Here is a 25,647-nt window from a genome sequence, read left to right as displayed (position 1 = left end):
GCGACGAGTGGACAGCAAGCATCGACCTATTGCGGCGATAAAATAAATAGCGTAGGTTAAATAGTTAATAAAAATAATGATATAGACTCCGGCTGTTTCAGTGGAGCGCAATTCGACACAAGGACGTTAAAAATGAAATGGAATCTACTGGTTTCGGTGCTGCTCACCGCATCTCTGGCACTCTTTGGCTATGTGAAATACACAGAACTCGCGGCCAACAACCTCGCCAACACCCAAGGACTCTCCGCCCTGAGCAAACAGATCGCCGAAACCGGCAGCATCATACCTGCCAAAACGGTGGCCTATTTCGATCTAGCCGCTTGCCCAGAGGGGTGGCAGCCCTACACCGAAGGGCGTGGCCGCTTTACCTTAGCCGTGAATCATCAGGAGAATGCGCTGTCGGTACGCAAGCTCAATGACAAAGGCGGCGAAGAGAAACATAAACTGACACTCGCCGAACTACCCAAGCACACCCATGTCTATGACGACTGGTACTACTATGATTCGGGAGACGAACCCGAGTATGCGACAGGCGAAGGGGACGATGTGGGCATGCGCCAGCATCAGAAGCGCCGCACCGAACCCGAAGGCCACAGCGTCGCCCACAACAATATGCCGCCTTTCGTCGTGCTATTGCAGTGCATCAAGCAGTAAGAAACCTTATCTGGCACATTCCCCCGGACTGTGGCTGAAGTAACGTTTGAACTCGCGGCTAAACTGGGCCGGGCTCTCGTAGCCCACCTCGATGGCAGCCTGCTTCACCTTCACTCCGGGGTGCTGCAACAGCTCCTTGGCCTTGTTCAGGCGCACCTTCTTCAGGTACTGGATGGGCGATGAGGCAGTCACCTCCTTGAAGCAGCGATGAAACGCCGAGGGGCTCATGTTCACCAGGGCGGCAAGCTGATCCACCTCAATACTGGCGGCGTAATGTTTATGCAGATAGCTCAGCGCCTTGTCGATGCGAGAAAGTCGGGTATGACTCAGTGCCAGGGCATAGAGGGGCGCCGCGTTGGGCAAGGCCAGCAGGCGATATAGGATCTCCAGCACCATGGCCTCTCCCAGCGCCTCGGCCTCCAGCGGCGATTGCAATGCCTGCAGCAGACGATGAATGCTACATTCTATCGCCTCGCCGGTCGGGGCGATGAAATAGCCGGGCAATCGCGACTCGCTCAGGGCCTGGGGCACCCTGTGATGGTTGTCCATGACGGGGATGAGGCGATTAAGCTGCGCCAGATCGATATCTATCATCATCACCAGCACTGGCTCCTCCTTACTGGCGAAGGTCTCACACTCCACCGGCATGGGCACTGTCATCACCAGGGTGTTCTGGGGATCATAGTCAAACACCCTGTTATCCAGATAGATACGCTTCTTGCCCTGCCCCACTATCATGATCCCCTGGGAGTAACACAAGGGGCCTCGGGCACCGTAGGCGGAGCAGCGAAACAGCTTGATACCTGGCAATACGCTGTCGTTCATCCCCTCATCTGGGGCCAGCTCAGACATCAACTCGGCAACACTCTTCACACTTCACCTCTTGGGACAGGATAAGGATTCAACTGATGGCGATAATATCACCCAAGCAGAAAAAGGCATCAAATTTTATCAAATTTATGCCTTTTAAACTTAATAAAGCAGAAATAGGCAAGATCCGTGCAGCAATAGGTATTTAAAACTCGCGCCAAGAGACTAGTATGTGCAGCATATTATTAGGTGACACAAGGTATCCCCATGCTTAACTTCGATTATCGCAATCCCACACAGATCGTCTTCGGTAAAGACCGCCTGGCCGAGCTAGACAAGCTGATCCCCGCCGGCGCCCGCGTCATGGTGACCTATGGCGGCGGCAGCGTGAAACGCTTCGGCACCCTGGACAAGGTACTTAGCGCCCTGGGCGATCGCACCGTCGTCGAATTCGGCGGCATCGAAGCCAATCCACAGTATGAGACCTTGGCCAAGGCGGCCAAGCTGGCAAGAGAAGAGTCTATCGACTTCCTGCTGGCAGTCGGTGGCGGCTCTGTGATGGATGGCACCAAGTTCATCGCCCTGGCGACACGCTTCGAGGGTGACAGTGCCAGCCTGCTGTTCCACGGTTTCGCCCCTGTGCCGGTCGAGGCAGATCAGGTCTTGCCACTGGGCACCATAGCCACGCTGCCTGCCACGGGCTCAGAGATGAACGCCTTCGGCGTGGTCAGCTATAACGGCGGCAAGTTCCCGGTTAACCATCCCAGCATCTACCCAACCTTCTCACTGCTGGATCCGACCCTGACCTTCACCCTGCCCAAGATTCAGGTGGCTAACGGTGTGGTCGACGCCTTCGTCCACGTGCTGGAGCAATATGCCACCTATCCGGTGGATGGTCGGGTACAGGACAGAACCGCCGAAGGGATTATGCGCACCCTGATCGAGATTGGCCCCATCACACTGGAAGAGCCGGAAAACTACAACGCCCGCGCCAACCTGATGTGGAGTGCCACCTCGGCCCTCAACGGCATGATAGGTGCCGGCGTGCCGTTTGACTGGACGACCCATATGATTGGTCACGAGCTGACGGCCCAATTTGGCATCGACCACGCCCAGACTCTGGCCGCCGTGTTACCATCTGTCTGGCGTGTACGCAAGACCCAGAAGCACGCCAAGCTGCTGCAATACGCCGAGCGCGTGTGGGACATCACAGAGGGCGACGAAGCCAGCCGTGTCGACCTGGCGATCGACAAGACGGAGCAGTTCTTCCAGCAACTTGGCCTCAAGACCCGCCTGCGCGACTATGATATCGCTCAGGAGCAGATTGACGACATAGTCGCGGCGCTTGAAGCCCACGGCATGACCGCCCTGTCAGAGTCAGGCGACCTCGGCCTGGATATCAGCCGCGAGATCCTGCAGCTGGCCTGGTAAAAAATCGTTTAAACTTTATGAAAAGGAGCTAAGTCATTGAGTTTGACTTAGCTCCCATATGACTTGTACGCAGGAGAAAACAGCTCTTATATCAATCCATTTTCTTTTAGGGCCGATTCCACTTCATCAACATTAAATCCATAAATCATTGTATTACCGATAATTATTACCGGATATCCTTTAGACTCAGTTAACAAATAATTAGTCATAACTTGTTCATCTTTCTCAGGATTTAGCTCGTCATAATCTACTTTACGAGCCTTAAAGTATGTCCGCGTTTTTTCACAAATCGGGCACCAATCCGTGCCATAAAACAATACTTTCTTACTAGAAGCTTCTCGATGTAATGAAAAATCCCCCTTCACAACCATAGGCTCAGACATTACCCACTTAATACCTAAGACTGATGAATATCCGATTATCATCACGAAGAAAAACAACCCAGCATTAATTAATAAAGCTCTCAATATGATCACCAAGTTGGAATAAATGACAGCCAAGATTATTTACATAAAATTTGCATTAACGCAACATCCGTGTATCATCCTAAATTCAAATAAGGCCTATATGGATGTTTGAGGTTAGGCCTGATTTGATTTTATTAAGTTAAATTTATTACAAGGAATTAACTATGAAACTTAAATTAGCCTTTGTTGGATTAGCCCTATCTATGGGAATATCTTTTGCCGCTACAGCAACGTCTCCAGCACAATGCCGTGCTGAGTTTATGCAGTGTGTCGAAAGCGGTACTCTAGAATCATATTGTGAAACACAATATGTAATCTGCAGAGGTTATTAAGAAATTAAGGTGTTTTATAATTTTTAAAATTACAACACCAACATATGATGTCACGTCAAATTTGATATTTTTGACGTGACTATTTTTTATAAAATTTTTCAACAGTAGAAACTAAAGTATTAAATCGCTATCAATGAGAATAATACTTAAGTACCCATACTTGATTTAGCCAACTAATAAATGTCTGTTGCAAGTCGATAATATTGCATCTCCTCTCTAGACATCCAATGGGCGCCTTCAGATGGCGCCGAGGTGAGGGTAAACAGGTAGAAGGGTATCCCCTGTTTGCCCAACATCCGGCTGAAGTAGGTCGCCTGGCTGCGATGGGCGGCGTCGCTATAGGAGATCTCTGTGGCGTCGCGGCCAAGCTCGCCATCGCTCCAGCTGTGCACGCCAACCTGTTGGTTTCCTGCGACACTAAACTTGGTATTTTGCAATTCCAGGGTGCGCCTTACCCCGGCGGCAAACAGGTCCGTGGCACCGGAGAAGACACGTCCCGCGCGGCTGACCTTGGTATCCAGCCCCTGCTCGCGGATCAGCAAGCCGGTATACATGTTGACCTCATCGTCGGCGGATCCGCCGACAAAGTTATCGAAAACCAGCACCTTCTTCCTCTTGGGGTAATGCTCCACCAGGCGTTTAAGCGCCTGATAGCTGGTGATCCCCAGGGTTGAGGTGGCGGGGTTGTCGCAGTCCGCCGTGCACCACTGGTTGTTGATCAGCGGCTCGAAATAGTTGCTGGTGAGGATCTCGATGCCAGCTTCTCCCTCCCGAGGCGAGAAGAGGGTCGAGCCTATCGAGGAGGCGTACTCCAGCCAGTCGCTGACAAAGCTAAGGCGTAGGTATTGCTGCTTCTCGCGGGTGCGCAGTTCGAAGATGCTCTTGTCATCCTGGATCAGTCGCTGGGCGTCAGAGCAGTCGAAGCTGTCGATGCGGTGGGGGCCGGAAAAGATCTGACAATCTAGCAGCTGCAACTCGTCAAACTTGATCCCTAAGGTGAGGCTATGACCCTTCTCGCTGCTGAGTGCCAGCAGCAGATAAGGAATCTGTTTCTGTGTGTCGACGAAGATGTCGGCGTATTCCAGCCTGTCGTAGTGGGTATGTTGGTACTCGAGTTGAATCGATGAGAATATCGGTTCGCGTTCCTGGATCAGCGCCTCGAGCTTTTCATCGCTAAAGGCGAAGTTAGCCAGCGGCGGCTGCACTCTGGGTTGGTCGGCGTTACAGCCCAGTAGGCTACTGAACACCAGCAGCAGGGGGAGGGTAAGGCGTGGCATGGCGGTCTCCTGCGATGAAAAATATCAGTGTAATCAGGGCCGCGGGTGATTACTGTCAGCAGTTTGTATCGCTTTGTCATGTCACCATTGAAAACACATCAACAATCTGAATTACGAATCCACATCAAAATTACGCCAGGCCGCCGCGGGTCAGGCGTTCGGGATCCAGCAGGCGCCTGAGCTCCTCCTCGCTAAGGTCGGTGAGCTCCATGGCAACCTCGAGTATGGGTCTCTGCTCCTGATAGGCCTGCTTAACTATCTTAGCGGCCTGCACATAACCCACCTTGGGGCTCAGAGCGGTGACCAGTATGGGATTGCGATGCAGGGAGTCGGCTATTTTGCCTCGATTCACCACGAAACTCGCAATCGCCTTGTCCGCCAACAGGCGCGAGACATTGCTGAGGCTCTCTATGCTCTCTAGCAAGTTAACCGCGATCAGCGGCTGCATCACGTTGAGTTCGAAGTTGCCGGACTGACCGGCGATAGTGATCGCCATATCCTTGCCCATCACCTGGGCCGCCACCATGCAGGCGGACTCAGGGATCACAGGGTTGACCTTGCCCGGCATGATGGAGGAGCCCGGCTGCAAAGGTTGCAGGTTAATCTCACCCAGACCCGCCAGTGGGCCGGAGTTCATCCAGCGCAGGTCGTTGCTGATCTTCATGATGGCCACCGCCAGAGTCTTCAGCTGGCCCGAGAGGGCGACGGCGGTATCATGGCTCGCCATGCGGCTAAACAGGTTATCGGCCGGGCGAAACTGGGTGCGGGTCAGGGCGCTGAGTCTCTCGCAGAACAGCCGGGAGAACTCCTCGTGGGTGTTGACCCCTGTCCCCACCGCCGTGCCGCCCACGGGCAGCTGGGCCAGGGCGTCGCCTTGGCTGGCGATCCACTCGCGACAATCGTCGATCTGGCTCGCCCAGCCCCCCAACACCTGATCGAAACGCACCGGCATGGCATCCATCAGGTGGGTGCGCCCCGTCTTGGTAACATCGGCCAGCTGCTGCGCCTTAGTGGTGATGGTCTGCGACAGCAGGATTAACGAGGGGAGCAGCGACTGCTCTACCGCCAGCAAGGCGCTGATATGGATAGCGCTGGGAATGATGTCGTTACTGCTCTGCCCCAGGTTGATCACATCGTTGGGATGCACCGCCTGACCCAGGCTCTTCGAGACCAGAGTCGCAAGCACCTCGTTGGCATTCATGTTACTGCTGGTGCCCGAGCCGGTCTGAAACATGTCGATGGGGAAGTGGCGCATCATCTGAGGGTCCGCCAGCAGCTCCTGAACCGCCTGGGCGACCGCCGGGGCAATATTGGGCGGCAGCAGTCTAAGTGCCACGTTGGCCTCGGCGGCGGCGAGCTTAGCCAGCAACAAGGCACGGATGAAGCTGCGGGGCATGGTGCGACCGCTCACGGGAAAGTTCTTGATCGCCCGTGCCGTCTGCGCGCCGTAGAGGGCATCGGCGGGAATATTGAGGTCGCCCATGCTGTCGCTTACCGCTTTACTCTCCATCTCTCTCTCCTGCTTATTGAGACTAGCTTGATCTTAGGTCAATTTCTGCCGGGTCGCGACCCGGTAACACGGCGCAAACCTGGCCGCAACAGCTAACAAACAACCCATTATCATTCAGCATGTTATTGCAAGAATTGACTCAATTTCGCTTGCAAATGTCTCCCAAGCCGTTAGGCTGCCTCCACTTTATTTAATGCCAAGCGTTAACCTGTAGATGCGAGTAACCATGAGACATAAAGGAGCCTCTGGCTTTACCCTGATAGAGATGGTGGTGGTGATCATCATACTGGCCATTCTCAGCGTAGCGGCCGCCAGCAGGTGGATAAGCCTGACGCGAGAGGCGAGGATCGCCCAGCTCAAGCAGCTCGAGGCCTCGGTGCAGGCCGCGAATCAACTTGTCTATGCCCGCTCGGCCATCCTGGGGCTAGAGAAGCAGCCTAAGGCCAGCTTCTTCCTCAACCCAGGCGATAGCCAAAAAATCCAGGTGAGATATGGCAACCCGGTATGGGGCGGCGATGCGGTAACTCAGCTGCTGACGGTCACCATGAGTGAATGGTTCTACGGCGGGCGCTGGACGGTGGAAGATATCGAGCTGCGCATCGGCGATCGCAGCCTGTATAAGACCCCGGGGGATCTCATGGCAGACGGCGCCCTCGCCTGCTATCTGAGGGTCGACACGACTGCCGATAGCGTGACCACCAAAATCATGGACAGCGACTGCTAAGTTAGTCGCCTACCCTGTTGATGAGAAAGCTAAATGTCTGGTCGCCAAAGGTGAGCAAGGCGGCCTTGTCCAGGTCGACTATCGCCTGTGATTCTGTCTCATAACCCTCGCCGCTCAGGCTAAAATCCACCAACACCTGAGCCGCATCGTGTGACGTAACCTTAACGCTGAACTGGTACTTGTCCGCCAGCATCACCCGCTCGGCCTCGGCCTTATCAATCACTAGCGTCGGCGCGCCAAGCACCTCGCCCTGCAGGCTGACCTCCGAGGTCACTCGAAAGGTATCGGCAAGGCTGCTAAAGCTCACACTTAAACTCAAACTAACACTCACACTCAGGGCGAGCGCCATCAAGATCCTTCTGCTCATATTCAGCTCCTTTATGGTGAAATTGCTTTTCACACAACTTAGTGGCTTTGCGGTTATTGTCAACATTCTCAATGACTAATATTTCTACCGGCTAATGTTGCTAAAAGCTACTCTAGCTAGCAGCTACTCTCTGCTCTAGGCATTAAACCACTAACATTAAACGACAGGCATTAAACAGTAGGCATTAAACAGCAGGCATAAAAAAACACCCCGCCGGCAACCCGGTGAGGTGTTTTTTCATGGTAACAGAAACGCTGATGCGCGCGGCGAACGCCTTACGCTTTGTACTTCAGCGTGCCGTTAGCCTTGATCTCGTCATACCAGAGGTTGTGATGCTGGGTCGCCCAGTTTTCATCACAGAAACCCGACACCATACACTCCATACCACCTTCTGACATCACGGTCGCCATGAAGATGTGAACGATAGAGAAGGCGCAGATAACGATGGCACTGACAGAGTGAAGTACCAGGGCGATCAGGCTCAGGGTGCGGCTAGGCTCGAACAGGTTCGGGAACAGCAGCAACATGCCTGAGGCCGAGATGATCAGTCCAAAGAAGGCGAAGGCCCAGAACCACATCTTCTCACCGGCATTGGCAAAGCCTGCATCCGGGTGCTTACCCTTGAAGGGACCGAAGTTGATGTAACCACCAACGACCAGGAACCATTTAACATCATACATCTTAGGCAGCTGATTCTTGGCCCACAGCGTGGTCATCAGCGCCCAACCAATCATGAAGGGGATCGCCATGTAGTCATGGATCTGCTTGGCGCCATAGACCAGACCGGCCCAGAAGCCTTCACCCAGGTATGGCTGGAAGAAGAAACGTCCCGCCAGCAGGGTCAGACCCGTGAGGATCAGCAGCAGACAAGGGATCGCCCCCAGCCAGTGGATAGAGACATCAAATTTCGACCAGCGATACACCATCTTGCCCGAGAAGCCATGATGCAACTTGGAGATACCGTTCACTTTGATGAACAGCACGAAGATGATGATCATACCAAACAGCGCCGCCATCAGGGCAGGTGCCAGCCAGTCGCTGCGCAGCTCGAGAACCCGCAGATCATAGCTGTTGATTGGCTGGTTATGGAACTGACCGTGAGAGGTAGTGTATCCGGTGGCACCCGCCTGAATCTCAGACCAAATCTGCCCCTCGGTAGCGGCATGGGTATGGTCGGTCGCGTCGCCATGGGCGAATGACAGGGCACTGAATGTGGTACCTATCACTAGCGCTAAGATCACGCTAAATTGTTTGAACCATTTGTTCATATTACATCCTTATCGTCCACACCGGGCGAGCCCGGTGTGGATTGTTGTGGCCTTATACAAGCTGGGGATTAACCCCAAATCGCATTTTTCGAACCACGGTATGCAACACGCTCGCGGAAGATGTTTGAGATAACCTCAGCATCACCGGCAAGTAGCGACTTAGTCGCACACAACTCGGCACACATAGGCAGCTTGCCTTCGGCAATACGGTTAGAACCGTACTTCTGACGCTCTGCATCTGAGTGATTCTCTTCAGGACCACCAGCACAGAAGGTACACTTGTCCATCTTGCCGCGGCTGCCAAAGGCACCCTTCTTAGGGAACTGAGGCGCGCCAAACGGACAGGCGTACAGACAGTAGCCACAACCGATACAGGTGTCTTTGTTGTGCAGCGTCAGACCATCTTCCGTCTTGTAGAAGCAGTTTGCCGGACAAACCGCCTGACAAGGGGCGTCGGTACAGTGCATACACGCCACAGAGATAGAGGCTTCGCCTGGCTGACCGTCGTTGATGGTCACCACGCGGCGACGTTGAATACCCCACTCCAGCGCAGAGTCGTTTTCGTTCTTACATGCCGTGACACAGCCGTTACATTCGATGCAACGCTTGGTATCACATAAAAATTTCATTGTAGCCATAATGGCAAATCTCCCGATACTTAAGCTTTAGTGATCTGACAAAGCGACGCTTTGGTCTCTTGCATCTGCGTGACAGGGTCATAACCATAGGTCAATGCCGTGTTCGCAGACTCACCAATCACATAAGGCACAGTACCTTCTGGATAGTTATTCTCTAGGCTCTCACCGTGCATCACACCGGCGAAGTGGTATGGCATCCAGGTAACACCTTGCTTAACGCGAGGGGTAACCATGGCCTTGATCTTGATGCGGCCACCTTCGGCGCCTTCCAGCCATACGGTATCGCCGTTGCGGATACCACGGTCGGCGGCATCGCCTGGGTGGATCTCAACAAACATCTCTTGTTGTAGCTCGGCCAACCATGGGTTAGAGCGAGACTCTTCACCACCACCCTCGTACTCAACCAGACGACCAGAGGTCAGGCCCAGTGGGTACTTGGTTGCCGTGTCTTTCTCTTGGATAGACTTATACAGCGTCGGTAGACGATGTACCTGCATGTCGTCATAAGTTGGGTACTTAGACACGAGATCGCGACGTGGTGTGTACAGCGGCTCACGGTGCACAGGCACTTGATCCGGGAAGGTCCACACGATACAGCGGGCCTTGGCGTTACCAAATGGGATACAGCCGTGCTTCATGGCCACACGCTGGATACCGCCAGACAGGTCGGTCTTCCAGTTCTTGCCTTCGGCTTCTGCCTTCTCTTCGGCGGTCAGATCGTCCCACCAGCCCAGTTGCTTGAGCAGCTTGTCGCTGAACTCTGGGTAACCGTCTTGGATCTCGCTGCCCTTAGAGAAGCTGCCTTCGGCCAGCAGGTTCTTGCCTTGGTATTCGACGCCATAACGGGCACGGAAGTTACCACCGCCCTGCAGCACGTGTTTGCTTGTGTTGTAGAGGATCTGGGTACCAGGGTGCTTCTGCTCTGGTGTGCCCCAACATGGCCATGGCAGACCATAGGTTTCGCCCTTGGCTGGGCCGCCTTCTGCTTCAAGCGTCTTGTTGCTGAAGGTACCCCAGTTTTGGGTGTGCAGCTTCAGACGCTCAGGGCTCTGGCCAGACATACCGATAGTCCACATACCGCGGTTGATCTCGCGGGTGATGTCTTCGATCACTAGCATGTCTTTGGCATCTTTAGCGATGCGCTTAGTGTATTCCTTGTCGAAACCGAGTTTCTGCGACAGGCGATACATGATCTCGATATCTGTCTTAGATTCGAATAGTGGCTCGATCACCTTCTCACGCCACTGCTGGCTACGGCCAGAGTTTGATACCGAACCTTCAGTCTCGAACTGAGTCGCCGCAGGTAGTAGGTAGACACCATTCTTACGACGGTGCATGACACCCGCCATCGTTGGGAATGGATCCACAACCACGACTGTGTCCATCTTATCCAGGGCGTCACGCACCTCGCGCTGACGGGTTTCTGTGTTAACAGATTGACCCCAGAAGAAGGCCATGCGCACGCGATCTTTCTGCGCTAATTTCTCTGGCGTCTCTAATACGCCATCGTGCCAACGAGAACATGGAATACCAGGAGTGTTCATTGGGATGCGACCCAGGTATTCGTTCTGGTCGAAGCGACCCTTAACCCAGTCGAAATCCAGATCCCAAACGTGTGACCAGTGCTTCCAAGAACCTGTCTTGAGGCCATAGTAGCCAGGCAGGGTGTCGAATAGCAGGCCTAAGTCGGTTGCGCCCTGTACGTTATCGTGACCACGGAAGATGTTAGTACCGCCGCCAGATACGCCCATGTTGCCCAGAGCCAGCTGCAGGATACAGTAGGCACGAGTGTTGGCGTTACCAACGTGGTGCTGGGTACCACCCATACACCAAACCACAGTACCTGGACGGTTTTCAGCCATCAGCTTAGCCGCTTGGTAAACCTGCTCTTCGCTCACGCCTGTGATGTTAGCCACTTCTTGTGGTGGGAACTTCTTCACCTCTTCGCGGATGGTGTCCATCTCGAACACGCGCTGCTGGATGAAGGTCTTGTCTTCCCAGCCATTTTCGAAGATGTGCCACAACATACCGTAGATGAACGGAATATCGGTACCAGGACGCAGTGCACAGTGCAGATCTGAGTGAGCCGCGGTGCGAGAGAAACGTGGGTCAACCACGATGATCTTGGCGTTGTTCTTCTCTTTGGCGATCAGAATATGCTGCATGGCAACAGGGTGTGCCTCGGCAGGGTTTGAACCGATGAAGAAGATCGCGTTCGCATTCTGAATGTCGTTGAAAGAGTTGGTTTGCGCACCATAACCCCAGGTGTTAGCAACACCGGCTACAGTGGTAGAGTGACAGATACGTGCCGAGTGGTCGACGTTGTTGGTACCCCACATGGCCGCAAATTTACGGTACATGTAGCAGCCTTCGTTAGAGAACTTAGCGCTACCCATGAAGTAGAGTGAATCTGGACCCGACTCTTGACGGATGCTCTGCATCTTGTCGCCGACTTCGTTGAAGGCCTGCTCCCAAGAGAGTTTCTTCCACTTACCGTCGACCAGCTTCATTGGGTACTTAAGACGCTTCTCGCCGTGACCATGTTCACGCAGCGCAGCACCTTTGGCACAGTGACCACCGGCATTGAATGGGTGATCGAATGCTGGTTCCTGACCCGTCCAGACACCGTTTTGGACTTCTGCATACAGACCACAGCCCACGGCACAGGCGCTACATACGGTACGCTTAATCTCGATTGGGGCATCGTGTGGAATATCTTTCGCTTCGGCGCGGCGCATCATGCCGGTACCGAGAAGAGAGGCTGCTGCGATACCACCGGTTGTGATACCCGCATGCTTCATGAATTGACGACGGCTGATGCCTAAGCTTGGCTTAGCCGTTGCGACTGCCTCATTTGTTTTGCGCGTTAACTTCATCGCTCAAATTCTCCTAATTAGCTACGCAAGCTATTGTAATAACTGCGGATATGTGCAGTTTCATGGTAGCCATCGGCATGTTTTTCTTGAGATTTACTTTCGGTTGCATTGGCAACACTCACACCACTCGCGGCGATGGCCACACCGGCCGTACCACCTATGGTGAGTGCTTTCAGCAAAGATCTGCGATTCAGATCGGGCTGTTGCTTCTTCATTCTTGCTCCTAGTGGATTAGGAAGTTTCGATTGGTAGGGATGATTTATTCAAAACCGCCATCGGCACCTTGGTTAAGGCAATGTTATTCACAGGTGGCGGTTTAGTAAAAATGCTATGTTTTTTAAAAACATCCGATTAATTGCCGTTGCAATATAGGTAAGAAGCGAGGCAGAGATATTGATCTAAACAGGGGTCAATAAGCGGAAAAAATGAATAAATGGCCAAAGTGTTAAGCCAGTCATACTTTAGCCAATACACTTTGCAGACAATCCCTAAAAATAGCTAAAACCGGGATCCAGTAGATGTAATGAAGTTGTTGTTATTGAAAATAAAAAGCGCGTTCAAAAAACAGCCAAAGGTGATCTGGATCCGCTAAAATCCTCAACCTTTAACCATAAAAAAACACCCCGCCTAATACCTAGGTGGGGTGCTTCATCTATGCGCTTTTATTCAATAACGCGTCTGCGTTTTGAGTCTAGTCGCTGTAGGTCTAGTCCCTATAAGTCAGGGTACCGTTATCTTTGATCTCATCGTACCAAAGGTTGTGGTGCTGTACTGCCCAGTTCTCATCACAGTAACCCGACTTCATGCACTCCATACCACCTTCACTCAGTACCGTCGCCATCCAGATGTGGACTATGGTAAAGGCGATGATGATGATGGCGCTGAGGCCGTGAACCAGCAGTGCCGCCATAGAGGCTTCACGTGGCAGTTCCAGGCCAGGCATCACCAGCATGATACCGGATACCGCGATAAACAGACCGAACAGGGTTAGCGTCCAGAACCACATCTTCTCACCGGCGTTGGCGAAGCCACTGTCTGGGTGCTTGCCCTTGAAGGGTCCGAAGTTGATGTAGCCACCAACCACCAGGAACCACTTAAGGTCATACAGCTTAAATGTCTGCAACGGCATCCATTTAACCACACAGATAGCCCAGGCCACGATGAACAAGGGACCCGCGTAATCGTGGATCGTCTTGCTGCCGTAGATCAGCGAGCCCCAAATGCCTGTGCCCACATAGGGTTGTAGCACATGCTTACCCAACATGATGTTAAGACCGGTAAAGATCAACGCCAGGCAGGAAAGCGCCATCACCCAGTGAATCCAAAGATCGGCCTTGCTCCAGCGCAATACCATCTTGCCAGAGAAACCATGACTTAGCTTTGAAGGGCCATTCACCAGATAGAAGATCAAGAAAGCACCGAACACACCGCAAACGGCCAGCGCCATCACAGGGGTAAGATAGTCGTTCTTAACGTTAGTGCCTTCGATAGCCGACACGTTAATCATGACCCCACCCTCAGCGCCTTTGGCTGTGGTGTATCCCTTGTCTCCTGACTTCACGGCTCGCCATAGCTCAGCATCGTTGGTATTTGCCATCTGTTGACTGGTCTGTTCGTCAACGGCATAGGCTGACGTCGTCAAGCCTAAGCCCATTGCCAAGACCAATGGCAATAACAACACAGTGAATAGGCTGCGCAGTGATTTTAATAACATAGTCACTCCTTTACAGACCGTAAGCCCGAAGGCTTACGGTACTATTCACTTTAAACGCCAGTCTTAGGGGTGTAGCCCCAGATCGCATTAGGATTACCACGGGCCGCAATACGCTCACGGTAGATGTTGGAAACCACTTCCGCATCACCGGCGAGCAGTGCCTTGGTCGAACAAAGCTCGGCACACATAGGTAACTTACCCTCGGCCAGACGGTTAGCGCCGTACTTCTTACGCTCGGCTTCGGAGAAGGTCTCTTCTGGGCCACCGGCACAGAAAGTACACTTGTCCATCTTGCCGCGGCTGCCAAAGGTGCTCTTCTTAGGGAACTGAGGCGCACCGAATGGGCAGGCGTATAGGCAGTAACCACAACCGATACAGGTATCTTTGTTGTGTAGTGTTAGGCCATCTTCCGTTTTGTAGAAGCAGTTTGCTGGGCAAACGGCCTGACAAGGGGCGTCGGTACAGTGCATACAAGCCACAGAGATCGAGGCTTCACCGGGTTGACCATCGTTGATGGTCACGACGCGACGGCGTTGGATACCCCACTCGAGAGCGGAATCGTTTTCGTTCTTACATGCTGTGACGCAACCGTTACACTCGATGCAGCGTTTGGTGTCACATAGAAATTTCATGACTGCCATAATGGCTTATCTCCTCATCAAGTTCCGTTAGGCTTTAGTGATCTGACACAAGCTAGACTTAGTCTCTTGCATCTGGGTCACCACGTCATAGCCATAGGTCAATACGGTGTTGGCCGACTCACCAATGATGTAAGGCACTGTACCTTCTGGGTAGCTCTTCTCCAGGCTCTCGCCTTCGAACATACCCGCGAAGTGGTACGGCATGAAACACTCGCCTTCAATCACACGCGGTGTCACCATTGCCTGCACCTTGATCTTGGCGCCTTCTGGGCTGTGAACCCATACGACATCGCCATCACGTAGACCACGATCCGCCGCATCAGCAGGGTTGATTTCGATAAACATCTCTTGCTGAAGCTCTGCCAACCAAGGGTTAGAACGAGTCTCTTCACCACCGCCCTCGTACTCAACCAGACGACCAGAGGTCAAGGCGAGTGGGAACTCTTTGGCGAAGTCCTGATCCTGAATTGACTTGTACAGGGTAGGAAGACGCGCAACCATACGGTCATCGTAAGTTGGATACTTAGACACAAGATCACGACGAGGTGTATACAGAGGCTCACGGTGAACCGGAATATCATCAGGGAAGTTCCAAACGATACAACGGGCCTTAGCGTTACCAAATGGAATACAACCGTGCTTGATGGCGACACGCTGGATACCACCAGAGATATCTGTCTTCCAGTTCTTACCTTCGGCAGCCGCTTTCTCTTCTGCGGTCAGGTCGTCCCACCAGCCAAGTTGCTTGAGCATCTTGTCGGTAAACTCTGGGTAACCGTCCTTGATCTCACTGCCCTTAGAGTAAGAGCCTTCGGCCAGGATGTTGTTACCCTCGTGCTCAACACCGTAACGGGCACGGAAGTTACCACCACCGAAGCGGACTTCACGGTCGGTACGGTAGAGGATCTGGGTACCTGGGTGTTTCATCTCAGGTGTGCCCCAACATGGCCAAGGCAGACCATAGGTTTCGCCCTTAGCTGGGCCACCCGGTGCTTCCAGGCTCTTGATGTCGAAGGTGCCCCAGTTTTCCTGGTGCATCTTGAGACGCTCTGGGCTCTGACCTGTGTAACCGATGGTCCACATACCCTTGTTGTATTCACGGACAATATCTTCGATCAACGGCTCGTCGCCGTTCACCTGGATATGCTTACACAATTCTTTCTCTATGCCCCACTTCTTCGCCAACTTGTACATGATGACGTGGTCAGGCTTAGATTCGAACAGCGGCTCGATCACCTGTGAACGCCACTGCAGTGAGCGGTTAGAGGCAGATACCGAACCATAGGTCTCGAACTGAGTCGCCGCCGGCAGCAGATAGACGCCATCTTTACGGGTATGCATCACACCCGCCATGGTTGGGAATGGATCCACAACCACTACTGTGTCCATCTTGTTCAGTGCTTCACGCACCTCACGGCCACGGGTTTCTGTGTTAACCGACTGACCCCAGAAGAATGACATACGGATGTTGTCTTTCTGAGCGATCTTAGACTTGTCTTCCAGCACGCCGTCGTGCCAACGAGAACAAGGAATACCGGTAGAGGTCATAGGATCCTGACCCAGACGCTGTTCCTGATCGAAGCGAGCCTTCACCCATTCATAGTCCAGATCCCATACGTTACACCAGTGCTTCCAAGAACCTGTCTTAAGGCCATAGTAACCAGGCAGGGTGTCGAACAGCAGACCGAAGTCGGTTGCGCCCTGTACGTTATCGTGACCACGGAAGATGTTAGTACCGCCACCAGAGACGCCCATGTTACCCAAGGCCAACTGCAGGATACAGTAAGCACGGGTGTTGGCATTACCTATGTGGTGCTGAGTACCACCCATACACCAGACTATGGTGCCAGGCTTAGTCTCGGCCAGTGTCTTGGCCACACGGTACATCTGCTCTTTCGGTACACCGACCACGTTTTCAACTTCTTCAGGGTTCCATTTAGCGGCAGCTTCGCGGATACGCTCCATGCCGTAGACACGCTGATCGATGAAGGTCTGGTCTTCCCACTTGTTTTCGAAGATATGCCACAGCAGACCGTAGATATAAGGAATATCGGTACCTGGGCGAATATGCACGTACTCGTCGGCCTTAGCCGCAGTACGGGTGAAACGAGGATCGACAACGATAATCTTCGCGCCGCGCTCTTTACCTTCCAGAATGTGCTGCATGGCAACCGGGTGAGCTTCTGAAGGGTTAGAACCGATAAACATCATCGCCTTGGCGTTGCGGATATCGTTGAACGAGTTGGTTTGCGCACCATAGCCCCAGGTGTTGGCAACACCGGCTACAGTGGTAGAGTGACAAATACGTGCCGAGTGGTCGACGTTGTTGGTGCCCCACATGGCAGCAAATTTACGGTAGAGGTAAGCCTGCTCGTTAGAGAACTTAGCACTACCCATGAAGAAGATTGAATCCGGGCCCGATTCCTTACGAATATCCAGCGCCTTCTGGCCTACTTCCTCGATAGCCTGCTCCCAAGAGATACGCTTCCACTTACCGCCTTCTAGCTTCATGGGGTACTTGAGACGCTTCTCACCATGGCCGTGCTCACGCAGAGACGCACCCTTGGCACAGTGGCCGCCGGCATTAAATGGATGGTCGAAAGCTGGCTCTTGGCCTGTCCACACACCATTTTGTACTTCGGCATAGATACCACAGCCCACTGAACAGTGAGAACAGATGGTACGCTTCACTTCGGTTGGCGCATCATGTGGCACTTCTTTCGCTTCGGCTTTGCGCATCATTCCAGCGCCAAGCATAGAGGCCGCGGCAATACCACCAGTAGCAAGACCTGCAGACTGAAGGAACTGACGACGACTTAGACCCAGGGCAGGCTTTTTAGCGACTTCTGCCTGGTCTGTTTTGCGGGTTAATCGCATCACACACTCTCCTAATGTTATTGAATTACTGCGTAATTATTCGTCCAAGGCTTACTTGGTACGTAACGACGCGTAATAACTACGAATATGATCTGTCTCGTGGTAACCATCGCCGTGCGCTGCATCTTTTTGAGGTGCAGGCGTTGCCGCCGCGGCCTGGCCGCTCACGGTTGCCACGGCACCCGCTGCACTGCCCAGGGCTAATGCTTTTAGCAATTGACGACGACCCATATCAGAAGCTTGCTTCTTCATAGTGTCTCCTTGATGTTGACTCAATTTAGGCTCTAGTCTCATCATCTCGGTCGATTTGGCTTTGCAGCCTATCGACACTAAGACCAGAACCCGACGCTTGGTGAGGGTTGCCCCTCGGTTTCAATATGTCGGCGCGCTGGCGCCGACCACTAAGCTAAACCACAACCTAGGACGCGAGTTCGCTGGCTGTCGGTTCAATCTTCTCCGCTTCGCTGCCAGGACAGTTCACCGGAATATCTAACTTAAGTTGTTCAAATTCGTTGGCTTCGATAACGAAAAACGCCTTCGCCAGCTGGGCCACGGTGGCATAGAAGGCCGCGCTCGGCGCCCGTCCCAGGTGGTCACAGAAGCGCTCGATCCAGCTGCCGATGTGGCGTTGGTAAAACGCCAACTGGCGGAAGCCAGGCGCCTCGAGGATCAGGGTGCCCATCACCTCACACAGGGCGGCCACATGATCTTCCGGCTCCTTCACCTCTTCGCTGCGCTCAAACCCCAACTGAGCCAGATCCTGTCTGAGCAGGGCCAGCGGCTTGTCCATCAGCGAGCCCGTCATGAACCAGCTGCCATAGGGCAAGATCTCACCGCTACCCACGCCGAGGAAGATGTTGAAGTACTCATCTTCCAGCTGCTCAGGGGTAAACTGCTCCGCCGCTAATTTCAGCGCCAACCAGGCCTTGGTCATGTCGCTGTCATCGTCGGCATCTATCTCCAGGGTGGAAAGGAACTGCAAAAGTTCAGCACTTGGCTGCTTGCGTAAAAGCGCCGCCAAAAGCTGGTAGATATCGGCTCTTAACTGATCGTTTTCTGAAACTTCTCTTACTAATTCGGTCATGGCTAAACTCTTATCGCAGTTGCTTTTCAGGATCTTGAAGTATGTCTTCAAACATGTCTTTTACCCGGCAGTCGCTACACATCTTCAGACGCTCGGTATTGGCACTGAAGGCACTGTGTCCGCCGACTACATCCAGCATCCGTTGCACCATGGATTGGGTGGCGAATGGGGTACCACAACGAATACATTCGAACGGGGCCTCCTCATTCAGGGTTTGACGGCTCTGACGAGCAGTCGCATCGAAATTAATTTGTGGTGTCAGGCTGATCACCTTCTCCGGACAGGCCGACTCACACAGGCCGCACTGCACACAGGCTTGCTCGACAAAATAGAGCGCCGGCTTCTCGCCGCCGTCGGTCAGCGCCTGAGTCGGACAGGTCGACACACAGGAGAGACACAGGGTGCAGTTATCGGTATTAACGCTCACCTTGCCGTAAGGAATATTGCTCTTGCTCAGGCAGGCATCGGTAGAGGCCGCCTGGCTGTTGAGATGATCGATCGCCGCGTAGAGGGTCTCGCGCTTAGTGGTGGCGGCAAATTCGCCCGGCACTATCATGGGCCAGCTGGCGCTCGGCTCGATCAGAGTGGCCAGGTCGGCAATCTGCTTTGCCTCGATCACGCTGACACGCTGCGGTTGCCCCATCTCGTCGAGGATCTCGTTGGCCAGCTTGAGCTCACCGTTGAGCATCTGGGTCAGGGTTGGCGCCGTGGCCTCTGTGTTGAGCACCAAGATCTGACGTGCGCCCCAGGCCAGGGCCGCCATCCAGTGATCCATGCTGGCGACCGTGATCTCCTCCAGCTCCACCGGCAAGATGGCACCGGGCAGCTCATCGCCGATCAGCGTGGCACCCAGGCTGGCATCGTGGAATAAAATAACAGGAGCGGTCTGCGCCGCACTGCGAAAACGTGTCACCAACTTGTTCAGGTAGGAGTGCAGCGCCTGTGGCGTCGGCAGGTCATAGCTGATGGCGCCGGTCGGGCAGGCATTGGTACAGCTGCCCGCACCGTGGCAGAGGTAAGGGTCGATCTCTATCTTATGGTCCACGCTGGCGATGGCATCGGCGGGACAGAAGTTGAGGCAGCGATTACAGCCATCGATACCGTTTCTGTGGTGGGCACAGATATCGCTGTTCACCTTGACGTAGCGCGGCTTGTCGAACTCACCGATCAGCTCGGGCAGCTGGGCGATGGCATCCGTCAACTTGGCCTCATCCTGCCCCACGTAGAAGTAACCCGGCGGCAGCATCTCGAGGTTGATGCAGGGTGCTTGGCTAAGGTCGAGGATAAGATCGAAATGGGCCTTACGAATGGCCACCAGGCTGAGATCGGCGGTGCCATTGTCATGCTCAACCTTGACCTGGAACTGACCCAGGAAGCCTTTGATCTCGACGAGCTTGTTGTAATAGCTCTCGACATCTTCGGCGGCGTTCATCACCTTCTCCAGGTGGTCTTCATCCTGACTGGTGATCGACTCGTTGGCCAGAATGGCGCGCTGACCCATGTTGGCCAGTTTATCGGCCGCCAGGCGTGCCAAGTCTTCCGGGCCAATGATCAACACATTGCCCTCTGTGGTGTAACTCACTGTAGGTGGGATCAGGTTTTGCAGAATTTGTGTCTGTCCCAACACTTGCTGACGCACCTGTTTCAGGTGGGCCAAATTGTCGCTCGTCTCTAAATGCATGCTCACATTGCGTTCCTAAGCAGTATTTGGCTGCTGTATCAGCCGGGTGGCTGTTGTGCTCTGACGGCATGCGCTTGTTGCGCCAGCTTCACCCTGAGTTCAACGATTATCTAACTCGTTGTTAATTGTCGTTAATACAGCAATTCACGTACCAAATTTATGGATTTAAAAGCACTCTAAACTTACCTTAAACAACAGGAGGCTTGGTTGAGGCCTGTATTTCTGGTTCATTTTGGGACACCCCGTCGGATGCCCTGTCCAAATTGTCCTCGACCTGCGTCCCAGCGTTTTCCTGCTGTGCCAGCTGGGTTTCCGCCATCTCGGTAGCCGCCTCGTCATCCTTGGTCAGATGCCTGAAGACCTTCTTAGCTAACTCGGCCGATACCTCGGCGGTCAGCTTGGGCTGATCTGTGTAGTCCAGGGCATATTCCAGCAGGCCATCGATCTCGTGATAGTGTGGCTGCTTCCACAGGGCCCTCAGGGCCGCCGTCTTGGCATCAGGATCGACGTTGTCGGCCATGAAACTGGCGAAGCTGCCGCCCACCTCTATCTTCTCGGGATCCGGCAGGTCCTCGGCGGTCAGTATCTTCTTCTCTTCGGGAGCGACTTGGTCGCTAGCTTCGACACCGTCCGTGCCTTCGGCCTCAACCGATGGCTCGACCGGCGTTTCCAGGGCCTGTTCGCCCAGACGCGCCGCCTCTTCCTCGGCCTGCACCTGTTGGCGACGCTGGGTCCAGCGTGCGAAGAGTCCGCTTGGCTTATCACTCATCAGGACACTAGCCCCCTATCCGGATTGGTACTCGGCCCCTCGTTCTTACGGCGATTGACATGCTTGCGCCTATGGGCGCAGATCTCCACCTCGCCGTGGCGGGTGATAAAGGCCTCTATCCAGCAGGCGATTGCCTTGGGCATGGGGAAGTTCAGCACTGGGGTGTCGCCCTCGAGGCAACCGGCTGCGACATTTTGGTCGGCCGAGATATAGGCGGGCACCCAGGTGCCATCTTCCAGCTCGTCGCACACCACGTAGAGCATGGCATTGTCCATATCCAGGTTGATGCGATAGCTGCCGCGCTCATCTTTGTAGAGTTCAAGCATCACTATGTGGGCCCCGGCTGGTGCGGGCTGGGTGGCGGGAACTATCTGATCCAATTCCCAACTTTCAGCGGTCCAGCGCCCCATCTGTTTCTCCACCTTTTTCAGTGAGACATACATGGGCCATTGACTTTCGGTATGTTGCATTGCGTCTCCGTTTTGCCTAGCAGGCCGGCGTATTGCTGATTCGCCGGGCATTGGGTTAGCGATAGACCTAACAAAGCAATTTACATGCCACCGCTAGAAGGGGAATAGTTTGAACTGGATCATCAAATCCCTAACAAGCGTAGGACAATTTGTCCTAAAAGCCATTTTGGCCGGGACAGAAAAGGGCGACATCGCACAAAGTCGACGCCTGGATCACGCATTTACACTCGAAATCCTTGCGTGGGAACGATACTTGCTATGCTCAGTGCGCCCCCAATGCAACAAGATGAGAGCAATGACAAGTTTCAATCACCCCACACTGGTCAAGACCCAAGCCGATGCCCCACTCACCATGGCGGTGAAAGCCATCAACGAGCAGGGCGAAGTGGTCGACAAATATATCGCCTGCGAGCGCCCCCTCACCCTCTACCTGAACTGGCGCCCCATAGTGACCCTGATGACACTGGGTGCCCGTCCTGAGGCGCTGGCACTGGGCTATTTGAAGAACCAGGGCTTCATCAGCGACGTCCATCAGCTCGAGTCTGTGATTGTGGATTGGGAGGTCAACTCGGCGGCGGTGATCACCAGGGAGTCGACGGCGCACCTGGAGGAAAAACTGGCGGAGAAGACGGTCACCACAGGTTGCGGCCAAGGCACTGTCTATGGCGGCTTCATGGATGGCGTCGAAGATATTCGCCTGCCCACACCGCAACTGAAACAGAGCATGCTCTACAGCCTGCTTAACAACATTAGCGCCTACAACGAGACCTATAAGAATGCCGGTGCCGTACACGGCTGTGGCCTGTGCGAGGGCGATCAGATCATCGGCTTCGTCGAAGATGTCGGCCGTCACAACGCGGTCGACACCCTAGCTGGCGAGATGTGGCTCAAGCAGCAGGGCGGTGGCAACAAGCTGTTTTACACCACGGGGCGACTCACCTCAGAGATGGTGATCAAGGTGGCCAAGATGGGTATTCCCGTCCTGCTGTCGCGCAGCGGTGCCACCCAGATGGGGCTGGAACTGGCCCAGAAGCTGGGGATCACCATGATCGCCCGTGCCAAGGGGCGCCACTTCCTCGTCTATCATGGTGCGGAAAATATCGAATTTGATGCCACACCGCCGAAACGTAACCTAGGTTAACGGCGAAGGTTAAAGGATTACCCATGACTGAACCCAGCGAACTGGTCTACATGAGCGCCAAACAGGTCGCCGAATATCTCGACCTGAACGAGAAGAAGGTCTACTCCATGGCCAACGACCGCATATTGCCGGCCACTAAAGTGACGGGTAAGTGGCTGTTCCCCAAGATTTTGATCGACCGTTGGGTCATGGACTCCTGCCATAGCGGCATGCTGTCTGATCGCATGCATATCACCGGAAGCGACGATCCCCTGCTCTCCATGTTGGTGGCCCGTCTCATGTCAAAGATAGGCAAGAGCGACTTGATTAGCTACAGCTCAACCGGCTCCCGCATGGGGCTGGATCTCCTGTCGCGCGGCTACGCCGACGTCTGTACCCTGCACTGGGGCAATGTGGAGGAGCGCAACATACGTCACCCGGCATTGCTCAAGGGTTACCCCAACCACCAGCAGTGGGTGATGGTACACGGCTACACCCGCCAGCAGGGGCTGATGATGCGCAGCGAGATGCACCACAGATGCCAGGAAGAGGAGAAAGTGATCGGCCTGCCCTGGCGATGGGTCGGCCGCCAGGCTGGCGCAGGTAGTCAGCAACATCTGGAACACTGGCTGATCAAGCAGGGGGCCAGCATAGAGCAGCTCAATCCGCAGATCACCGCCTATAGCGAGCGTGAGCTGGCGGGCTTCATCGCCCGCAACGAGGCCGATATCGGCTTCGGCTGTCAGTCGGTGGCGCTGGAGAGCGGCCTGAGCTTCGTGCCTCTGGTGACCGAGTCCTTCGACTTCGTGATGCCCCAGGGGATCTACTTCCGTCGTCAGCTCCAGGCCCTGTTCGAGATGCTCGGCAGCACCCAGACCCGCCAGCTGGCGGCTCAGCTGGGCGGCTACGATCTCAGCCAATGTGGCCAGATGTTGTGGACGGCCCACTAAGCTAGGGATCTTTTTAGGCCAGGCGCCACACATAGCCTGGTCTATGGGGTAGTATGTTAGTCATGACAGGAGAACATCAGCCACAGGCAGATCTATGGAAGCAGAGTTAAACGAGATCCAAAACTTCTTAAGCCAATATCCCCCGTTTAACGCCCTGCCCGACGAGGTGGTCGCCATGGTGAGCCACCATGTGGAGATCGCCTACTACCGCCAAGACACCCCCATCATCCACTTCGGCGATCAGATCCATGACCTCTACATGGTGCGCAGCGGCGTGGTGGAGGTCTATCGCCGCAAGGGCGAACTCTATAACCGCCTGGACAGCGGCGATCTCTTCGGCCAGATGGGCCTGCTGACCAACAACAAGGTACGTTTCCCGGTCAAGGCGATCGAGGACACCCTGGTCTATTGCATCCCTGAGGCGATCTTCCAGCAGCTGTACGATCAGTACGACACCTTCGCCGACTTCGTCGAGGTCGAGGACAGTGCCCGCCTACGCCAAACGGTATCTAACACCAGCGAACAGAACGACCTGACCACCTCTAAGGTGAAGACACTGCTCACCCGCGACGCCCCTGTGATCCACAAGGGCGAAAGCATACAGCAGGCCGCCATCATGATGGCCCAGGAGAATGTCTCCGCCCTCCTGGTGATCGACCCAGATGCCCTGGAGGATGAAGACGGCGACACCAGCCCTCTGCTGGGGATCATCACAGACAGGGATCTCTGCACCCGAGTCGTGGCCGAGGGGATAGACCCGGCCACCGAGCTGGCCAGCGTGGTGAGCACAGAAGTGATCACCTTAGACCATAACGCCTATGTCTATGAGGCCATGCTCACCATGCTGCGTTACAACGTGCATCATCTGCCGGTGTGCAAGGGACGCAAACCCATAGGCATAATCGAAGCCACGGATATCGTCAGATACGAGTCGCAAAACTCCCTGCTGCTGGTCAGCAGCATCTTCCAGCAACAGAGTCTGGAGGAGCTGGCCGCCCTCGCCACCCAGGTCAAAGACAGCTTCGTGCGACTGGTGAACGAAGACGCCAACTCCCACATGGTGGGCAGCGCCATGTCGGTGATCGGCCGCAGCTTCAAGCAACGGATACTCGAGCTGGCCGAAGAGAAGCTGGGGCCTCCCCCCATCCCTTACTGCTTCCTGGCTCTAGGCTCCATGGGCCGCGACGAGCAGCTGATCGTCACCGATCAAGACAACGCCATCATACTCGACGACGACTTCGACAAGGCGAAGCACGACGACTACTTCAGCCAGCTGGCCAACTTCGTCTGCGATGGACTGGATAGCTGCGGCTACAGCTATTGCACCGGGGATATCATGGCCACCAACCTCATGTGGCGCATGACGCGCAAAGAATGGGAGGCCTGTTTCGCCGACTGGATCGACGATCCAAACCCTAAGGCGCTACTGAATGCCTCCATCTTCTTCGATCTCGACGGCGTCTATGGCCGCCTCAAGTGGGCCGAGCAGCTCAACGGCTTCATCGTACGCCGGGCACGCAAGAACAACCGCTTCCTGGCCTGCCTCGCCCGCAACGCCCTGAATCGCACCCCGCCGCTGGGCTTCTTCAAAGACTTCGTGATGGAGAAAGATGGTCGCCACAACAACTCCATCAACCTCAAGCGCCGCGGCACGGCGCCGCTGGCGGATCTCATCCGGGTACACGCCCTGGCGGTGGGCTCCCGCGCCCGCAACTCCTTCGAGCGCCTGGACGACATCATAGACGCCAACATCTTGCCCAAGGGGCGCGGCGAGGATCTGCGGGACGCCATGGAGTTCATATCCATGGTGCGCATCCGCCATCAGGCCTTAGACGTTGAACAAGGAATCGATCCCGACAACAACATAGAGCCTGAGCACCTATCGGATTTCGAGCGGCGTAACCTCAAGGATGCGTTTCAGATCTTGAGTAACGCCCAGAACTTCCTCAAGTTCCGCTACAACGCCAGCAACCAGTTTAAGTGAGCC

General features: G+C 54.5%; 24 protein-coding genes. 7 read left to right on the top strand and 17 right to left on the bottom strand.

The features are described 5' to 3' along the window. Positions 1 to 132: 132 nt before the first annotated feature. Positions 133 to 654, top strand: coding sequence for a hypothetical protein (locus K0I63_RS00360; protein ID WP_220059542.1), 522 nt, complete (start codon positions 133 to 135; stop codon positions 652 to 654). Positions 655 to 660: 6 nt separating this feature from the next. On the opposite strand, the gene K0I63_RS00355 is transcribed toward K0I63_RS00360, so the two are convergent. Continuing rightward, positions 661 to 1,527, bottom strand: a complete 867-nt coding sequence (locus K0I63_RS00355) for an AraC family transcriptional regulator (RefSeq protein ID WP_220082197.1) — start codon at positions 1,525 to 1,527, stop codon at positions 661 to 663. A 204-nt stretch (positions 1,528 to 1,731) separates the two neighbouring features. Here K0I63_RS00355 and K0I63_RS00350 point away from each other — a divergent pair, with 204 nt between their 5' ends. Further along, entirely contained in the window at positions 1,732 to 2,895 is a 1,164-nt protein-coding gene (locus tag K0I63_RS00350; RefSeq protein WP_144202373.1) for an iron-containing alcohol dehydrogenase, read from the top strand. An 86-nt stretch (positions 2,896 to 2,981) separates the two neighbouring features. Here the strand turns inward: K0I63_RS00350 and K0I63_RS00345 are convergent, their stop codons facing one another. Continuing rightward, positions 2,982 to 3,362 (bottom strand): glutaredoxin domain-containing protein, encoded by a 381-nt coding sequence (locus K0I63_RS00345; protein ID WP_220082196.1) that lies wholly within the window; start codon positions 3,360 to 3,362, stop codon positions 2,982 to 2,984. Between the two features lie 164 nt (positions 3,363 to 3,526). Here K0I63_RS00345 and K0I63_RS00340 point away from each other — a divergent pair, with 164 nt between their 5' ends. Next, complete coding sequence (locus K0I63_RS00340) at positions 3,527 to 3,694, top strand: hypothetical protein (RefSeq protein ID WP_220082195.1); 168 nt, start codon at positions 3,527 to 3,529, stop codon at positions 3,692 to 3,694. Between the two features lie 173 nt (positions 3,695 to 3,867). Here K0I63_RS00340 and K0I63_RS00335 read toward each other — a convergent pair whose 3' ends face one another. Continuing rightward, on the bottom strand, positions 3,868 to 4,971 hold the full coding sequence (locus K0I63_RS00335; protein ID WP_220082194.1) for a hypothetical protein: 1,104 nt from the start codon (positions 4,969 to 4,971) through the stop codon (positions 3,868 to 3,870). 130 nt (positions 4,972 to 5,101) lie between these two features. Further along, positions 5,102 to 6,481 (bottom strand): class II fumarate hydratase, encoded by a 1,380-nt coding sequence (locus tag K0I63_RS00330; RefSeq protein ID WP_220082193.1) that lies wholly within the window; start codon positions 6,479 to 6,481, stop codon positions 5,102 to 5,104. Positions 6,482 to 6,707: 226 nt separating this feature from the next. Here K0I63_RS00330 and K0I63_RS00325 point away from each other — a divergent pair, with 226 nt between their 5' ends. Further along, a complete protein-coding gene (locus K0I63_RS00325; RefSeq protein ID WP_220082192.1) occupies positions 6,708 to 7,205 on the top strand; it encodes a type II secretion system protein in 498 nt (165 codons plus the stop codon). Between the two features lies 1 nt (position 7,206). On the opposite strand, the gene K0I63_RS00320 is transcribed toward K0I63_RS00325, so the two are convergent. The 13 genes from K0I63_RS00320 to K0I63_RS00260 all read right to left on the bottom strand — a co-directional run bounded on the left by K0I63_RS00320 (position 7,207) and on the right by K0I63_RS00260 (position 21,590). Further along, positions 7,207 to 7,572 carry a hypothetical protein gene (locus K0I63_RS00320; protein ID WP_220082191.1) on the bottom strand — a complete coding sequence of 122 codons (366 nt, stop codon included), beginning with the start codon at positions 7,570 to 7,572 and terminating at the stop codon, positions 7,207 to 7,209. 275 nt (positions 7,573 to 7,847) lie between these two features. After that, entirely contained in the window at positions 7,848 to 8,840 is a 993-nt protein-coding gene (locus K0I63_RS00315; RefSeq protein WP_220082190.1) for a formate dehydrogenase subunit gamma, read from the bottom strand. Positions 8,841 to 8,908: 68 nt separating this feature from the next. After that, the gene (fdh3B, locus tag K0I63_RS00310) at positions 8,909 to 9,478 is read right to left on the bottom strand and encodes a formate dehydrogenase FDH3 subunit beta (protein WP_011863874.1); all 570 of its coding nucleotides are present in this window, start codon (positions 9,476 to 9,478) and stop codon (positions 8,909 to 8,911) included. A 20-nt stretch (positions 9,479 to 9,498) separates the two neighbouring features. Then, positions 9,499 to 12,354: a molybdopterin-dependent oxidoreductase gene (locus tag K0I63_RS00305; protein ID WP_220082189.1), complete on the bottom strand. Its 2,856-nt coding sequence runs from the start codon at positions 12,352 to 12,354 to the stop codon at positions 9,499 to 9,501. Between the two features lie 17 nt (positions 12,355 to 12,371). Then, positions 12,372 to 12,569, bottom strand: a complete 198-nt coding sequence (locus tag K0I63_RS00300; protein WP_011863872.1) for a twin-arginine translocation signal domain-containing protein — start codon at positions 12,567 to 12,569, stop codon at positions 12,372 to 12,374. A 491-nt stretch (positions 12,570 to 13,060) separates the two neighbouring features. Continuing rightward, the gene (locus K0I63_RS00295) at positions 13,061 to 14,068 is read right to left on the bottom strand and encodes a formate dehydrogenase subunit gamma (RefSeq protein WP_144202361.1); all 1,008 of its coding nucleotides are present in this window, start codon (positions 14,066 to 14,068) and stop codon (positions 13,061 to 13,063) included. A 50-nt stretch (positions 14,069 to 14,118) separates the two neighbouring features. Next, positions 14,119 to 14,709, bottom strand: coding sequence for a formate dehydrogenase FDH3 subunit beta (gene fdh3B / locus K0I63_RS00290; RefSeq protein ID WP_011863870.1), 591 nt, complete (start codon positions 14,707 to 14,709; stop codon positions 14,119 to 14,121). A gap of 27 nt (positions 14,710 to 14,736) precedes the next feature. After that, positions 14,737 to 17,586: a formate dehydrogenase subunit alpha gene (locus K0I63_RS00285; RefSeq protein WP_220083346.1), complete on the bottom strand. Its 2,850-nt coding sequence runs from the start codon at positions 17,584 to 17,586 to the stop codon at positions 14,737 to 14,739. Positions 17,587 to 17,637: 51 nt separating this feature from the next. Beyond that, positions 17,638 to 17,838: a twin-arginine translocation pathway signal gene (locus K0I63_RS00280; protein WP_011863868.1), complete on the bottom strand. Its 201-nt coding sequence runs from the start codon at positions 17,836 to 17,838 to the stop codon at positions 17,638 to 17,640. Positions 17,839 to 18,004: 166 nt separating this feature from the next. Beyond that, positions 18,005 to 18,670 (bottom strand): TorD/DmsD family molecular chaperone, encoded by a 666-nt coding sequence (locus K0I63_RS00275; protein ID WP_011863867.1) that lies wholly within the window; start codon positions 18,668 to 18,670, stop codon positions 18,005 to 18,007. Between the two features lie 10 nt (positions 18,671 to 18,680). Then, on the bottom strand, positions 18,681 to 20,351 hold the full coding sequence (locus K0I63_RS00270) for a 4Fe-4S binding protein (protein ID WP_220083345.1): 1,671 nt from the start codon (positions 20,349 to 20,351) through the stop codon (positions 18,681 to 18,683). 187 nt (positions 20,352 to 20,538) lie between these two features. Next, a complete protein-coding gene (locus K0I63_RS00265) occupies positions 20,539 to 21,120 on the bottom strand; it encodes a DUF3306 domain-containing protein (RefSeq protein ID WP_220082188.1) in 582 nt (193 codons plus the stop codon). Further along, complete coding sequence (locus K0I63_RS00260) at positions 21,120 to 21,590, bottom strand: DUF3305 domain-containing protein (protein ID WP_144202355.1); 471 nt, start codon at positions 21,588 to 21,590, stop codon at positions 21,120 to 21,122. The genes K0I63_RS00265 and K0I63_RS00260 overlap by 1 nt, the downstream gene beginning before the upstream one ends. A 295-nt stretch (positions 21,591 to 21,885) precedes the next feature. Between K0I63_RS00260 and K0I63_RS00255 the strand changes: the two genes are divergently transcribed. The 3 genes from K0I63_RS00255 to K0I63_RS00245 all read left to right on the top strand — a co-directional run bounded on the left by K0I63_RS00255 (position 21,886) and on the right by K0I63_RS00245 (position 25,644). Then, positions 21,886 to 22,731, top strand: a complete 846-nt coding sequence (locus K0I63_RS00255) for a formate dehydrogenase accessory sulfurtransferase FdhD (RefSeq protein WP_220082187.1) — start codon at positions 21,886 to 21,888, stop codon at positions 22,729 to 22,731. Positions 22,732 to 22,754: 23 nt separating this feature from the next. Then, positions 22,755 to 23,660 carry a substrate-binding domain-containing protein gene (locus K0I63_RS00250; RefSeq protein ID WP_220043831.1) on the top strand — a complete coding sequence of 302 codons (906 nt, stop codon included), beginning with the start codon at positions 22,755 to 22,757 and terminating at the stop codon, positions 23,658 to 23,660. A gap of 94 nt (positions 23,661 to 23,754) precedes the next feature. After that, entirely contained in the window at positions 23,755 to 25,644 is a 1,890-nt protein-coding gene (locus tag K0I63_RS00245; RefSeq protein WP_220082186.1) for a putative nucleotidyltransferase substrate binding domain-containing protein, read from the top strand. The last annotated feature ends 3 nt before the right edge of the window (positions 25,645 to 25,647 follow it).

It is taken from the genome of Shewanella rhizosphaerae (assembly GCF_019457655.1).
Taxonomy (GTDB): domain Bacteria; phylum Pseudomonadota; class Gammaproteobacteria; order Enterobacterales; family Shewanellaceae; genus Shewanella; species Shewanella loihica.
Note: the sequence above shows the minus strand (reverse complement) of the source record. Positions and strands in the feature narration are given on the sequence as shown.